14 protein-coding genes are annotated in these 14,079 nt (G+C 67.5%); 9 read left to right on the forward strand and 5 right to left on the reverse strand.

Annotated features, from left to right (window positions below):
- The first annotated feature begins 90 nt into the window (after positions 1–90).
- The gene (locus QN239_RS08750; protein WP_499009580.1) at positions 91–951 is read left to right on the forward strand and encodes a type IV toxin-antitoxin system AbiEi family antitoxin; all 861 of its coding nucleotides are present in this window, start codon (positions 91–93) and stop codon (positions 949–951) included.
- Between the two features lie 71 nt (positions 952–1,022).
- Here the strand turns inward: QN239_RS08750 and QN239_RS08755 are convergent, their stop codons facing one another.
- A complete protein-coding gene (locus QN239_RS08755) occupies positions 1,023–2,240 on the reverse strand; it encodes an acetyl-CoA C-acetyltransferase (RefSeq protein ID WP_499009582.1) in 1,218 nt (405 codons plus the stop codon).
- Positions 2,241–2,287: 47 nt separating this feature from the next.
- Positions 2,288–3,223, reverse strand: a complete 936-nt coding sequence (locus tag QN239_RS08760; protein ID WP_499009584.1) for an SGNH/GDSL hydrolase family protein — start codon at positions 3,221–3,223, stop codon at positions 2,288–2,290.
- A gap of 195 nt (positions 3,224–3,418) precedes the next feature.
- Between QN239_RS08760 and QN239_RS08765 the strand changes: the two genes are divergently transcribed.
- The 5 genes from QN239_RS08765 to QN239_RS08785 all read left to right on the forward strand — a co-directional run bounded on the left by QN239_RS08765 (position 3,419) and on the right by QN239_RS08785 (position 9,066).
- Complete coding sequence (locus tag QN239_RS08765) at positions 3,419–4,456, forward strand: alpha/beta hydrolase fold domain-containing protein (RefSeq protein ID WP_090362780.1); 1,038 nt, start codon at positions 3,419–3,421, stop codon at positions 4,454–4,456.
- Between the two features lie 43 nt (positions 4,457–4,499).
- The gene (locus tag QN239_RS08770) at positions 4,500–5,894 is read left to right on the forward strand and encodes a cystathionine beta-synthase (protein WP_090362621.1); all 1,395 of its coding nucleotides are present in this window, start codon (positions 4,500–4,502) and stop codon (positions 5,892–5,894) included.
- A gap of 179 nt (positions 5,895–6,073) precedes the next feature.
- Positions 6,074–6,721: an Rv1078 family RDD domain-containing protein gene (locus QN239_RS08775; protein WP_499009587.1), complete on the forward strand. Its 648-nt coding sequence runs from the start codon at positions 6,074–6,076 to the stop codon at positions 6,719–6,721.
- 84 nt (positions 6,722–6,805) lie between these two features.
- Positions 6,806–7,813: a DUF2189 domain-containing protein gene (locus tag QN239_RS08780; RefSeq protein ID WP_090362627.1), complete on the forward strand. Its 1,008-nt coding sequence runs from the start codon at positions 6,806–6,808 to the stop codon at positions 7,811–7,813.
- 80 nt (positions 7,814–7,893) lie between these two features.
- Positions 7,894–9,066 carry a cystathionine gamma-synthase gene (locus tag QN239_RS08785; RefSeq protein ID WP_090362630.1) on the forward strand — a complete coding sequence of 391 codons (1,173 nt, stop codon included), beginning with the start codon at positions 7,894–7,896 and terminating at the stop codon, positions 9,064–9,066.
- Here the strand turns inward: QN239_RS08785 and QN239_RS08790 are convergent.
- The 3 genes from QN239_RS08790 to QN239_RS08800 all read right to left on the reverse strand — a co-directional run bounded on the left by QN239_RS08790 (position 9,063) and on the right by QN239_RS08800 (position 10,888).
- Positions 9,063–9,707, reverse strand: coding sequence for a GPP34 family phosphoprotein (locus QN239_RS08790; protein ID WP_499009590.1), 645 nt, complete (start codon positions 9,705–9,707; stop codon positions 9,063–9,065). The genes QN239_RS08785 and QN239_RS08790 overlap by 4 nt on opposite strands.
- A 37-nt stretch (positions 9,708–9,744) precedes the next feature.
- Positions 9,745–10,239 carry a transcription elongation factor GreA gene (gene greA, locus QN239_RS08795; protein WP_499009591.1) on the reverse strand — a complete coding sequence of 165 codons (495 nt, stop codon included), beginning with the start codon at positions 10,237–10,239 and terminating at the stop codon, positions 9,745–9,747.
- Between the two features lie 223 nt (positions 10,240–10,462).
- Positions 10,463–10,888, reverse strand: a complete 426-nt coding sequence (locus QN239_RS08800; RefSeq protein ID WP_090362639.1) for a DUF4307 domain-containing protein — start codon at positions 10,886–10,888, stop codon at positions 10,463–10,465.
- A 111-nt stretch (positions 10,889–10,999) separates the two neighbouring features.
- On the opposite strand from QN239_RS08800, the gene mca reads away from it, so the two are divergent.
- From mca to QN239_RS08815, 3 genes are read left to right on the forward strand one after another with little or no spacing between them, the layout of a single operon-like run.
- The gene (mca, locus tag QN239_RS08805) at positions 11,000–11,866 is read left to right on the forward strand and encodes a mycothiol conjugate amidase Mca (RefSeq protein ID WP_499009593.1); all 867 of its coding nucleotides are present in this window, start codon (positions 11,000–11,002) and stop codon (positions 11,864–11,866) included.
- Positions 11,863–12,120 carry a hypothetical protein gene (locus QN239_RS08810; RefSeq protein WP_090362646.1) on the forward strand — a complete coding sequence of 86 codons (258 nt, stop codon included), beginning with the start codon at positions 11,863–11,865 and terminating at the stop codon, positions 12,118–12,120. Before mca ends, QN239_RS08810 begins: the two co-directional genes overlap by 4 nt.
- Entirely contained in the window at positions 12,104–14,074 is a 1,971-nt protein-coding gene (locus tag QN239_RS08815; RefSeq protein WP_499009595.1) for a thioredoxin domain-containing protein, read from the forward strand. Before QN239_RS08810 ends, QN239_RS08815 begins: the two co-directional genes overlap by 17 nt.
- Positions 14,075–14,079: the final 5 nt, after the last annotated feature.

The following is a 14,079-nucleotide window of genomic DNA, read 5'->3' on the forward strand; positions in this document are numbered from 1 at the left end:
TGTACACAGATCGCGATTCATCCACAGACGGCGATCCGAGTGCAACCTCGACGCCCCTTTGTGTCGGAATCGGTGTTGAAGCTGCCGAATATGAACCTCTACCCGGAGCCTTTCCTCGGCAGCGAGGCGGTCGCGGCAGGCACGCTGAAGAAGCATCAACTGCGTTCGGGCTTCCGCTCGGTGCTGCCGAATGTCTACGTGAGCCGTGACCTGACGCTGACGACCGCACTGCGCGCGAAGGCGGCGTGGCTGTGGTCGCATCGTCAGGGCGTTGTCGCCGGGCGTACCGCGGCGGCGTTGCACGGCGCGAAATGGATCGACGCGGCAGCGCCGGTGGAGCTGATCTGGGGTAATGCCCGCGCGCCCGCAGGAGTGCGTACGCGCGCGATGTCCTTACGTACGGAGGAGGTGTGCGAAGTGGCGGGGCTGCCGGTGACCACGCCGGAGCGGACCGCCTTCGATCTGGGAAGACGGGGCCCGCTCCAGCACGCCGTCGCCGCCCTCGATGCGCTCTGCCGAGCCGCGGGTTGTCGGCCCGACGACATCGTCGAGGTGGCGTCGTACCACCCTGGCGTGCGGGGGCTTCGCTTGCTCGAGCGGGTGGTCGCACTCGTCGACCCCGGCGCACAGTCGCCGAAGGAAACGTGGCTGCGATTACTGCTGATCGACGACGGGTTGCCGGCGCCGGTGACCCAGATCCCGGTATTCGCCGACGACGGGTACGTGTTCGCCTATCTGGACATGGGGTGGCCGGAGTTCATGATCGCCGTCGAGTACGACGGTGACCAACACCGGACGGAGCGTTGGCAATACGTCAAGGACATCCGCCGCATCGCAGAACTGGAGCGGCTCGGCTGGATCGTTGTCCGGGTGGTCTCCGAGGACCATCCGCGGGAGGTTCTGCGGCGAGTGCGCGCCGCGCTCGCTCAACGGCAATCGGGTCTGCGCTGAGCGCATCGGCACTGCGCTCAGACCGTGAGTTCTGGTGAAATCGCGATCTGAGCGCAGTCTCGGATGCTGCGTCAGGAAAGTCGCTCCACGACCATCGCCATACCCTGGCCGCCGCCGACGCACATCGACTCGATACCGAAGGTCTTGTCGTAGGTCGCCAGGTTGTTCAGCAACGTCGCGGTGATGCGGGCGCCGGTCATACCGAACGGGTGACCCAAGGCGATGGCGCCACCGGACACGTTCAGCTTGTCCTCGTCGATGCCGAGCTCGCGGGCGGACCCGATCACCTGCACCGCGAAGGCCTCGTTGATCTCGACCAGGTCGATATCGGAGATCGTCTTGCCGGCCTTGGCCAATGCCCGGGTGATGGCCTCGATCGGGCCCAGGCCCATGATCTCCGGCGACAGCCCGGACACCCCGGTGGAGACGATCCGCGCCAGCGGGGTCAGACCCAGCTCCTTGGCCTTGGTGTCGCTCATGATGACCACGGCGGCGGCGCCGTCGTTGAGCGGACAGGCGTTGCCCGCGGTGATCGTGCCGTTGGGCCGGAACACCGGCTTGAGCTGGCTGATCTTGTCGTAGGAGGTGCCGGCGCGCGGACCGTCATCGGTGGACACGACGGTGCCGTCGGGCAGCGTCACCGGCACGATCTCGCGCTCGAAGAAGCCGTTCTTGATGGCCTCCTCCGCGCGATTCTGCGACCGCACGCCCCAGTGGTCCTGGTCCTCGCGGCTGATGCCGGTGTAGTTCGCGACGTTCTCGGCGGTCTGGCCCATGGCGATGTAGACGTCGGGGATGAGGCCGTCTTCGCGGGGGTCGTGCCACTCGGTGGCGCCCTCGGCCTGCTTGGCCGTGCGCGCCTGCGCCTCGTCGAACATGGCGTTCTTGCTGTTGGGCGCACCGTCGGCGGCGCCGACGCCGAAGCGGGACACCGTCTCGACACCGGCGGAGATGAACACGTCACCCTCGCCGGCCTTGATGGCGTGGAAGGCCATCCGGGTGGTCTGCAGCGAGGACGAGCAGTACCGGTTCACGGTGGTGCCCGGCAGGAAGTCGTAGCCGAGTTCGACGGCCACCGCACGCGCGATGTTGTAGCCGGCCTCACCGGCGGGCTGCGCGCAGCCCATCATCAGGTCGTCGATGTCCCGGGGGTCCAGCGAGGGCACCTTGTCGAGTACCGCGCGCACCATCTGGGCGGCCAGGTCGTCGGGACGCATGGTGGCCAGCGATCCCTTTACGGCGCGGCCGATCGGTGAACGGGCAGTGGCAACGATGACGGCTTCGGGCATGATGGCTCCTCTGGCTCCCGAGGTGGAGGGGTTGCTTCCCCCAGAACCTAACCCGTGACAGGAGCGACGATCGGTGCGGGTACGCCCGTGGTGCGCCGCCACAGCCGGGTCAGGCTGCTGACCCGGCCGAACATCGAGTTCGCCGACTGCAGCGGCGACTCGGGATCGTGTTCACCCAGTGCGTCGCAGAGCGCCGGCAGCAACTGTTCGGCTGCCAGGGCGTACCCCTCGCCGGACGGGTGGTAGCCGTCCGGCGAGAACAGCCGGTCGGGTGCCTGCTGGAAATGCGGTGCCAGCAGATCCGAGAACGGCACCGGCACCCCGCCGGCCGCGCGCACGGCCGCGGCCTGGGCGCGGGCCAGGCTCAGCCCGCGGCTGCGGGTGTACCAGCGCAGTGGTTGCGGGATCGCGGAGATGACACCGAAATCCGGGCAGGTACCCACGACGACGACGGCGCCGCTGTTACGCAGGCGACGCACCGCCGACTCCAGCCGGCGCGCCGACGGACCGATGCCGTTGACGGCGGTGATGTCGTTGGCGCCGATCATGATGACCGCCGCGTCCGGCGGCGGACCCGCCACGTACATGGCGTCGATCTGACCGGACAGCCCTTTGGACGTCGCCCCGACAATCGCCTTCGTGCTCAACCGGACCCGCTTGCCGGACAGCTCTGCCAGCCCCCGGGCGATCCGCACGCCCGGGACCTCCTCGGCCGACTGCGAGCCGTAGCCGGTGGCGGTCGAATCGCCGAAGACCATCAGGTGCAGATCGAAGGTGACACCGCGCTGAAAACGTTCGACCGGTCCGCCGCCGGGGTGGTAGACGCCGTCGGCGCGGGGTGGCACGTCCCAGGATTTGGGGATGACCTGCCGCGTCTTGGCGGCTTGTCCGGTCAGCAGGGTGCGAGCCCCGACGTAGGCCGAACCCGTTGACGCGACGGCCGCGGCCGCCAGAGCGATGGTTGACCGACGGGGTGTGCCCACCCGGTTGATTTTAGTGACCTCGGCGCGGATGTCAGTGAGCTCAAGCTGTCCGAACGGTCACGTTGCGGTATCGAGTGCGGCACCAAATCGGCACTTTGATTTGTTGAACAAATTGACGGTGGCAAGCTAAGTTACCCCGGTTGGCTAAGTAACCAGACTTATCCGGGCACTACAACGGCGTAGGAAGTGGTGGCGATGACGGCACCAAGTGAGATCTCAGGCTCCTCTCGTGCTGCTATCAGTGCAGCTAGAGCCCATCGAGTACGTCGATTCCCGGTCAGTGACTGGGCCCCGGTCGAGGTCGTCGAAGACGGTCCGAGCATCGCCGGCCGACTCGCTTCACTGGCCGCTCGGATGACCATCAAGCCGGTTCTGGCAATCGGTTGCCACGCTCCTACGCTGCCCTGGCCGTTCGGGATCGTGGACTTCGCCGCGCGAATCCTGCGGCCGTCGGCCGGCACCGTGCGTGCCACCATCGCGTTGCCGAACTGCACGGCGCAACTGGTCCGCGCCGACGGGGTGCTGCCGGCGGACGGTAACCGCAGCGTCGTGCTCTACCTGCACGGCGGGGCCTTCCTGTCGTGCGGTGTGAACACGCACGGCCGGCTGGTGGAGAGCCTGTCGAAGTTCGCCGACAGCCCGATGTTCGTCGTGAACTACCGGAAGCTGCCCAAACATTCGATCGGCGAAGCGCTCGATGACTGCTACGACGCCTACCGGTGGCTGCGGCTGACCGGTTATGCGCCCGAGCACATCGTGCTGGCCGGCGATTCGGCCGGTGGCTACCTCTCGCTGGCGCTCGCTCAGCGGCTGTTGGCCGAAGGTGAAGAACCTGCCGCGATGGTGACGCTCTCGCCCCTGTTCGAGATCGACAACGCCGGCCGCGAACAGCATCCGAATCTCGACGGCGACGCGATGTTCCCGCCGCACGCGTTCGGTGCACTCGCCGAACTGATCGGCAGGGCCGCGGACAAGACCGGGGAAGAGGTGTACGAACCCCTGGACTACATCGAGCCGGGGCTGCCCCGCACGCTCATTCACGTGTCGGGTTCGGAGGTTCTGCTCAACGATGCGCGAAAGGCCGCCCGAATGCTGGCCGCCGAGGGCGTACCGGTCGAGGTGCGGGTCTGGCCAGGCCAGATGCACGTCTTCCAGTTGTGTTCGCCGTTGGTGAACGAGGCGACGCGCTCATTGCGCCAGATCGGTGAGTACATTCGCGAAGCCACCTGGTGACTCCCGCTTGGTGACTGATGGCGCGGCCTGACACGATGGATGTATGCGCATCGCCAGGCACATCAGTGACCTCATCGGTAACACCCCGCTGGTTCAGCTGAACTCGGTTGTGCCGCACGGCGCCGGACTGGTCGCCGCCAAGATCGAGTACCTGAACCCGGGCGGCAGTTCCAAGGACCGCATCGCCGTGAAGATGATCGACGCGGCCGAGGCCAGCGGCGCCCTCAAACCTGGTGGCACCATCGTGGAACCGACCTCCGGCAATACCGGAGTCGGTCTGGCGCTGGTGGCGCAGCAGCGCGGCTACAAGTGCATCTTCGTCTGCCCGGACAAGGTCAGCGAGGACAAGCAGAACGTGTTGCGCGCGTACGGCGCCGAGGTCGTGGTGTGCCCGACGGCGGTGCCGCCGGACCACCCGGACAGCTACTACAGCGTCTCCAACCGGCTGGTCGAGGAGGTTCCCGGGGCGTGGAAGCCCGACCAGTACTCCAACCCGAACGGGCCGGCCAGCCACTACGAGACCACCGGTCCGGAGATCTGGGCCGACACCGACGGCAAGATCACGCATTTCGTGGCGGGCGTCGGCACCGGTGGCACCATCACCGGAACCGGCCGTTACCTCAAAGAGGTGTCCGGCGGACGGGTCAAGGTCATCGGAGCCGACCCGGAGGGCTCGGTGTACTCGGGCGGCACCGGGCGCCCGTACCTGGTCGAGGGTGTCGGTGAGGACTTCTGGCCCAGTGCGTATGACCCGACCGTGCCCGACGAGATCATCGCGGTCTCGGATGCGGATTCCTTCGAGATGACCCGCCGGCTGGCCCGCGAGGAGGCCCTGCTGGTCGGTGGTTCGTGCGGGATGGCCGTCGTGGCGGCGCTGCGGGTGGCCGAGCGGGAAGGCCCCGACGCCGTGGTGGTGGTGTTGCTGCCCGATGGTGGGCGCGGTTACCTGTCAAAGGTTTTCAACGATGCATGGATGTCGTCGTACGGCTTCCTGCGCAGCAGGCTGGATGGGTCCATCGAAGAGGTCACGGTCGGGCATATCTTGCGGCGCAAGTCAGGTGAGCTGCCGGATCTCGTGCACACCCATCCGTCGGAAACCGTCCGTGACGCGATCAACATCCTGCGTGAGTACGGGGTGTCGCAGATGCCCGTCGTCGGTGCGGAACCGCCCGTGATGGCCGGCGAGGTCGCCGGCAGCGTATCCGAGCGGGACCTGCTCTCCGCCGTGTTCGAGGGACGGGCGAAGTTGGCCGACGCGGTCGGCGACCATATGGGCGCGCCGCTGCCACTGATCGGCTCCGGTGAACTGCTCAGCACCGCGGCCAAGACTTTGCGCGATTACGACGCACTGATGGTTGTCGAGGATGGCAAACCGATCGGTGTGCTCACCCGCCATGATCTTCTCGGATCGCTTTCCGACGGCGGTTTCCCCCGGTAGACGCGGCGTCCCCCCGCAGTTTGATAGCTGCGAAATCAATTACTTACGCTAATGATTGACGTGCCACGGTTGTTATGTCGGGGCGATGAAGAAATGGCTATGGTATCCATTTCGGGCGAATTCTCAGGTAGGGTGACACCGCTCATAGTCAGCTAATTTCCTCACCTTGGAAGGCGTCAATGACCACACCTCCGCCACCGCCGCCTGGAAATTACCCGCCGCCCCCGCCGCCTCCCGGTGGTGGTTATCCGCCTCCGCCGCAGGGTGGCTTCCCGCCGCCTCCGCCGCCGGGCGGGGGATCAGGTCCGGGTTTCGGTGCGGGATTCGGGGGACCGGCTCTCGGCGGTGGGTTGCCGCAGGACGCGTACACGCCGTGGTTGACTCGTGTGCTGGCCTGGTTGATCGACTTCATTCCGGTGTTCATCGTCGAGGGCATCGGTTACGCACTGCTCCTCGGCACCCGGGAGACCGTGTGTGTCACCGATACCTCCGAGTACGACCTGGGCGACTTCTGCGCCACCGGAGCCTCGACGCTCGGTCAGGCCTCCGTCTTCATCGCCGGATTGGTGGTGCTGGCCTATGTGATATGGAACTACGGGTACCGGCAGGGCACCACCGGGTCGAGCATCGGCAAGGGCATACTGAAATTCAAGGTGGTCAGCGAGAGTACCGGCCAGCCAATCGGTTTCGGTCTGTCGATCGTGCGCCAGCTCGCGCACATCGTCGATGGCCTCATCTGCTACATCGGGTACCTGTTCCCGCTGTGGGACGCAAAGCGGCAGACGCTGGCCGACAAGATCATGAAGACAGTGTGTCTGCCGCTCTGACCTAGGCTCAACCGAAGCGCCGGTCCGCGAAATCACTGCGCGGACCGGCGTTTCACCGTAACGACCGACTGACGAGAGGGTGTTATGACTCAGCCACCACCTCCGCCCGGCAACTACCCGCCGGGCGGATATCCGCCACCGGAGAACGTCCCACCCGCCGGTGGCTACCCGCCGCCCGCGCCGGGTGGCTATCCGCCGCCGCCGGCCCCCGGCGGTTACCCGCCGCCGCCCGCACCGGGTGCGTACCCGCCCCCGCCGGCCGGTAACTATCCGCCGCCGCAAGGGAATTACCCTCCGCCACCGGCCGGGGGTTACCCCCCGCCGCCGCCACCGCAGGGTGGTTACGCACCGCCGCCGCCCGGATACCCGGGTGCGCCGGCGTTCGGCGGCCCCGGTCAGGGATACAGCGTCGGCGAGGCGTTCTCCTGGGCGTGGAACAAGTTCACCAAGAACGCGGCCGCAATCCTCGTGCCGACGCTGGTGTTCGGCGTGGTGTACGCGGTACTGCAGGGCATCATCCAGTTCATCTCGAGCCTGTTCACCACCACCGACAGCTACACCAGCTACGACGGTGGCTACGCGGCGAGCGTCTCGATGGGCGTCGGTGGCGTGGTCGTCTCGATCATCGGCAGCATCGTCATGCTGGTCGTCGCGGCGGTGGTGCAGTCCGCCTACATCGGCGGCATGCTCGACATCGCCAATGGGCAACAGGTTGAGATCGGTTCGTTCTTCAAGCCGCGCAACGTGGGCAACGTGATCATCGCGTCGGTCGTGTCCGGCATCATCGTCGCCATCGGGGTCGTGCTGTGCATCGTGCCCGGCATCATCGCGACCATCATGCTGTTCTTCACCACGGTGATCGTGCTGGATCGCAACGTGTCCGGTATCGACGCCATCACGACCAGCTTCAACATCGCCAAGGCCAATTTCGGTCCGGTGGCGCTGACGTGGCTGACGACGATCGGCATCTTCATCGTCGGCACGCTGGCGTGCCTGGTCGGCCTCATCGTCGCCTACCCGGTGGTGTCGCTGATCACCGTCTACGCCTACCGGAAGCTCTCCGGTGGTCCGGTCGCCGCGCTGACGCCGTAAACCGTTCGAGCCGAAACGGGGTGGACCGCAATCCGGTCCACCCCGTTTCGCGTTCGGCGCGCACCACTAGCCTGAGGGGTATGAGCGAGCAGAAGAGTTCCTCGGACGCACACCGGTGGCAGGGTCTGGCGACCCGGGCGATCCACGCGGGCTACCGGCCGGATCCGGCCACCGGCGCCGTCAACGCCCCCATCTACGCCAGTTCGACCTTCGCCCAGGACGGTGTGGGCGGCCTGCGGGGCGGGTTCGAGTACGCCCGCACCGGTAACCCGACCCGGGCCGCGCTGGAGGCGTCGCTGGCCGCCGTCGAGCAGGCCGACTACGGGCGCGCGTTCAGCTCCGGGATGGCCGCCACCGATTGCGCACTACGCGCGGTGCTGCGCCCAGGCGACCACGTCGTCATCCCCGATGATGCCTACGGAGGCACCTTCCGCCTGATCGACAAGGTCTTCACCCAGTGGGGTATCACCCACACGCCCGTGCCGCTGTCGGATATCGATGCCGTCGCCGCGGCCATCACCGCGCAGACGAAGCTGATCTGGGTCGAGACACCGACCAACCCGCTGCTCAACATCGCCGATATCGCCGCGCTGGCCACCGTCGCCCGTGCGCGTGGCGCGAAACTTCTGGTGGACAACACCTTTGCCTCACCCGCGCTGCAGCAGCCGCTGACCCTGGGGGCGGATATCGTGCTGCATTCGACCACGAAGTACATCGGCGGGCACTCCGATGTGGTGGGGGGTGCCCTGTTGACCAGCGACGAGGAACTGGACGCGGCGTTCGGGTTTCTGCAGAACGGGGCGGGCGCGGTGCCCGGCCCGTTCGACGCCTACTTGACCATGCGGGGCCTCAAGACCCTGGTGCTGCGGATGCAGCGGCACAGCGAGAATGCGGCGAAGGTCGCCGAGTTCCTGGCCGAGCATCCAGCCGTGGCGTCGGTGTTGTATCCGGGGCTGGACAGCCATCCCGGGCATGCCGTCGCGGCCAAGCAGATGACCGGCTTCGGTGGCATGGTGTCGGTGCGGCTCAAGGGCGGACGCGCCGCGGCCCACGAATTGTGCGCGCGCACAGAGATTTTCATTCTCGCTGAATCTTTGGGCGGAGTGGAGTCGCTGATCGAGCATCCCGGCGCCATGACGCATGCCTCTACTGCGGGATCGCAGCTGGAGGTGCCCGACGATCTGGTCCGGTTGTCGGTCGGTATCGAGGAATCCGCCGATCTGCTCGGCGACCTCGAGCACGCACTCGGTTAGCCGGCCAACGCCTGCCGCAACGCCGACGCGGTCACCGCGAGGTTGACCTCCGCCAGCCCCGTCGGTTGTTCGTCGACCCAGCTGCCCAGGGCGATCTCGCCGGCGCGGGCATGTACCCAGCGCCAGCCGCGGTCGTTGAGGCTCAGCAGGGCACCGAGGCCGTCCACTGCGTGCAGCAGCGAGATGATGGCCGCGGTCGGCGGTGGGGGAGGGTGCCGGTCGAACAGCGCCGCCAGCAAGGCCGCGCGGGCCGCGTCGACGCGATCTCGGCGGACGAGGGGCAAGGCGTCGGGCTGTGCCATCCGGCGGATCTGCCCGATGTGCTCCAGCCAGCCCACCAGGTGGTCCTCGCTGTGCTTGCGCAGCTTGGTCAACGCGGTCGCGGGCCGCAGGGGACGGCGTTGCAGGAGCTCGAAAGCGGGACCGGTCACCGGGTCCAGGGGACCGGTCCCGGTCAGCGCGACCAGATGCCCCGGGGCAACGCGTTCACCGTCGACCGCGGGCCGGACCCGGCAGGCAAGGGCGAGGTCCAGCAGTACGGCCGCGCCGACGACGCGCTGACGCCGTCGTCGTTCAAGGCCGGGGAGGGCCGACGAATTGTCGAGCAGGAGCAGAAGCAGGTCCTCGGCGATCTGGGCCATCGGGGATCAACCCTAGCGGTCGCCGAGGACGGCAGCCTCAGGCGTGATACGGCTCCGCGCTGAGCAGGGTCACCGTGACGGTGTTGCCGTTGGGAATCGTGTAGCTGCGGGTATCGCCGACCTTGGCGTCGAGCAGCGCCTCGCCCAGCGGTGACTTCGGCGAGTAGACCTCCAGCTTGCCGTCGCTGACGCCCTCTTGGCGGGTGGCGATCAGGAAGGTCTCGGTGTCGGTCTTGTCGTCGCCGTACTGCACCTTCACCACGGAACCGGGCAGCGCGACGCCGGACTGCTTGGGAGCTTCGCCGACCTTGGCGCTGTTCAGGAGTTCCTGCAGCTGCCGGATGCGCGCTTCTTCCTGGCCCTGCTGCTCGCGGGCGGCGTGGTAGCCACCGTTCTCGCGCAGGTCGCCCTCTTCGCGACGGTCGTTGATCTCGGCGGCGATGACGGGCCGGTTGGCGATCAACTGGTCCAGCTCGACCTTCAGCCGGTCATGTGCTTCTTGGGTCAGCCAGGTGACCTGGGTATCGGTCATATCCTCGCGCTCCTGTCGTTGTTTGTTCTTGCGCTGCGCCGCGTGAGTGCTGTGGCGTGATGCCGCATTCGCAGCCGCAGATCGCGTACTAAAGCAGCAATACACGGCTCCAGCCGGAACCGTGTATCGGGCCAGTCTACCACCGACGGGTCAGCGGATTTTCATGATTTCGCTGTTCGGCGTTGGTTGTGCCGACGCCCGCAGCGGTCCCGTGGGAGCGCGGCTAGGGGGTTCGCAGATATGCGGGCACATCGGTGCCGCAGCCGTAGATATCGCCGACAGCGGGCGGCTTGGTCGTCTTCACCTCGGTGGTGACCTGCACCGATGTCTCGGTCGAGGGTGGGACCAGGATTTCGCGCCGGCCCACCTCGCCGCCGTCCTTGGACCGCGCCCGCACGATGCACACCACCGGTCGTCCCGGATCGGCACGGGTCACCGTGATGGTCACCGACACCGTCTGGTTGTCGATCAGCTTGTACCCGCCGAGCTCGCCCTTGACGTCCCCGGCGCCCAGCCGGTTGAACGCGACGAGCGCGAGGGCCACCCCTGCCGTCACAATCAGTGCGGTCAACCCGATGGCCACCCGGCGTCGGGTACTGCGGGACAATCGCTCACGCCCATATCGGGCGGCGGGACGGTCGATGGTCAAGGTTTTGGCTGCCCGTCGGTCGGTTGCTTCTACTAGGACTGGAACTATAGGACCGTGGGCATGAAGAGGCGGCGGCCGCGGTTGTGGAAAGAAACCGTTAGATGAGACGAGATGACTGAACTGCGATTGATGGCGGTGCACGCCCACCCGGACGATGAATCCAGCAAGGGTGCGGCGACCACCGCGCGGTATGCGGCGGAAGGTGTCCGCGTCATGGTGGTGACGCTGACCGGCGGAGAACGCGGGGACATCCTCAATCCGGCCATGGACCTGCCTGAGGTGCACGGCCGGATCGCCGAGGTGCGCCGCGACGAGATGGCCAAGGCCGCCGAGATTCTCGGCGTCGAGCACCACTGGCTGGGCTTCGTCGACTCCGGGTTGCCCGAGGGCGATCCCCTGCCGCCGCTTCCCGACGGCTGCTTCGCCGCGGTGCCGCTGGCCGAACCCGTCGAACGGCTGGTGCGGGTGATCCGGGAGTTCCGGCCGCACGTGCTGACCACCTACGACGAGAACGGTGGCTATCCGCACCCCGATCACATTCGCTGCCACGAGGTCAGCGTCGCCGCCTACGAGGCCGCCGCCGACTATCTGCGCTACCCGGACGCGGGTGAGCCGTGGAGCGTGTCCAAGCTCTACTACAACCACGGCTTCCTGCGCCGGCGCATGCAGATGCTGCAGGACGAGTTCGTCAAGCACGGCCGCACCGGACCCTTCGACAAGTGGCTGGAGCACTGGGATCCCGAGTTCGACGTCTTCGAGGGGCGGGTCACCACCCGGGTGCACTGCTCGGACTACTTCTCGCAGCGTGATGACGCGCTGCGGGCCCATGCCACCCAGATCGACCCGACCGGCGATTTCTTCCACGCGCCCATCGAATGGCAGCAGCGGCTGTGGCCGACCGAGGAGTTCGAACTCGCGCGCTCGCGGGTACGGGTGCAATTGCCCGAGACAGACCTGTTCACGGGAATCGAGACATGACCGATACGTTCATCCTGATCGCCGGCCTCCTCGCCGAGGAGGGGCCCCGCGATACCGGGCCCGATTTCGGTAAGGCCAGTCCGCTGGGCCTTGTCGTGGTCGTCATCCTGTTGATCGGCACCTTCGCCCTGGTGTGGTCGATGAATCGGCACCTCAAGAAGCTGCCCGAGTCTTTCGACCCGGAGCACCCGGAGCCGGATCAGGCCATCGACGAGGGCACGACGGGTGAGTTCAAGGATGACGCCAAGGGGTAACACGCTCGGCGGGGCCACCAGCCCGTACCTGCGCCAGCATGCCGACAACCCGGTGCACTGGCAGCAGTGGAGCGCCGAGGCGCTGGCCGAGGCTGCCGAGCGGGATGTCCCCATCCTGCTGTCCATCGGATACGCGGCCTGTCATTGGTGCCACGTGATGGCGCACGAGTCGTTCGAGGATCTCGAGGTCGCCGCGGCGGCGAACGCCGCGTTCGTCTGCATCAAGGTCGACCGCGAGGAACGCCCCGATCTGGACGCGGTCTACATGAATGCCACCATCGCACTGACCGGGCAGGGTGGCTGGCCGATGACATGCTTCCTCACCCCGGACGGCCGGCCCTTTTTCGCCGGCACCTATTTCCCCAAAGATGGTTTCCTGCAATTACTCTCGGCGGTCGAGCAGACCTGGCGGGAGCGTCGGGCCGAGGTGGAACAGGCGTCCGAGGCCATCACCGGCGAACTGCGCGCGATGACCACTGCCCGGTCCGGTGGTCCCGCACTGGAGCCTGCGCTGTGCGACCACGCGGTGGCCGCCGTGCTCCGCGACGAGGACCCCACATACGGCGGTTTCGGGCGGGCGCCCAAGTTCCCGCCGTCGGCGCTGCTGGAAGCGCTGCTGCGACATGACGAGCGGACCGGAACCGGCCTCGAGGTGGTGGCGCGGACCTGCCAGGCGATGGCCCGCGGAGGTATCTACGATCAGCTGGCCGGCGGCTTCGCCCGCTACAGCGTCGACAATGCCTGGGTGGTACCGCATTTCGAGAAGATGCTGTACGACAACGCGTTGCTGCTGCGGGTGTACGCACACTGGGCGCGGCGTACCGGAAACCCGTTCGCGCGCAGGATCGCCGGCGAGACCGCCCGGTTTCTGATCGAGGAGCTCGGCGACGGCGGCATGTTCATCTCGTCCCTGGACGCGGATTCCGGCGGGGTGGAAGGCCTCACCTACGTGTGGTCGCCGGAGCAGTTGCGGGAGGTCCTCGGTGCCGAGGATGGTCCTTGGGCCGCTTCGCTTTTCGGCGTGACCGAGGAGGGGACCTTCGAGCGCGGGACGTCTGTGTTGCGGCTACCGGTGGATCCCGACGACGCGGCCCGGTTCGCGCGGGTCCGGCACATGCTGCTGGCCGCACGCGCGCAGCGGGTCCAGCCCGGGCGGGACGCCAAGATCGTCACCGCCTGGAACGGGCTGGCCGTCACCGCGCTCGCCGAGGCCTCGGTGGCGCTGGGGGAGCCCGAATATCTGGATGCCGCAACGCATTGCGCTCGTTCGCTGCTGAACCTGCATCTCGTCGACGGCCGGCTGCGCCGGGTCAGCATGGGTGGGGTGGTCGGTGGCAGCGCGGGAATTCTGGAGGACTACGCGGCACTGGCCACCGCGCTGCTGACGCTGTATCAGCTCACTGGCTCGTGGCTGCCCGAGGCGACCGGACTGCTCGACACCGCCCTCGCCCACTTCGCCGACGCCGACGGGCGCTGGTTCGACACCGCCGACGACGCCGAGACCCTGGTGCTGCGCCCGGCCGATCCACTCGACGGGGCGACCCCGTCGGGGGCGTCCTTGGTCGCCGAGGCGCTGCAACTGGCCGCGCACCTGACTGCCACGCAGCGTTACGCGACGGCCGCGGACGCCGCCCTGGCCGCGGCGACCCCGATCCTGGGCAAGGCGGCGCGCTCCGGTGGGCATTGGCTGGCGGTGGCCGAAGCGGCGGTCCGCGGCCCCCTCCAGATCGCCGTCGCCTGCGATCCGGACCACTCCGAACTGCTCACCGCGGCAAGGATGTTGGCACCCGGAGGGGCGATCGTCGTCGGCGGCCCGGCGGACAGCACCGAACTGCTGATCGGCAGGGACCGCATCGCCGGGCGCGACGCTGCGTATGTGTGCCGCGGCCGGACCTGCGATCTGCCGGTGACGACGGCAGAGGATCTCGCCGCGGCGCTGAGTCGCGCCGTGTAGCGTGC

The organism is Mycolicibacterium sp. Y3 (assembly GCF_051188035.1).
GTDB classification, from domain to species: Bacteria; Actinomycetota; Actinomycetes; order Mycobacteriales; family Mycobacteriaceae; genus Mycobacterium; species Mycobacterium fluoranthenivorans.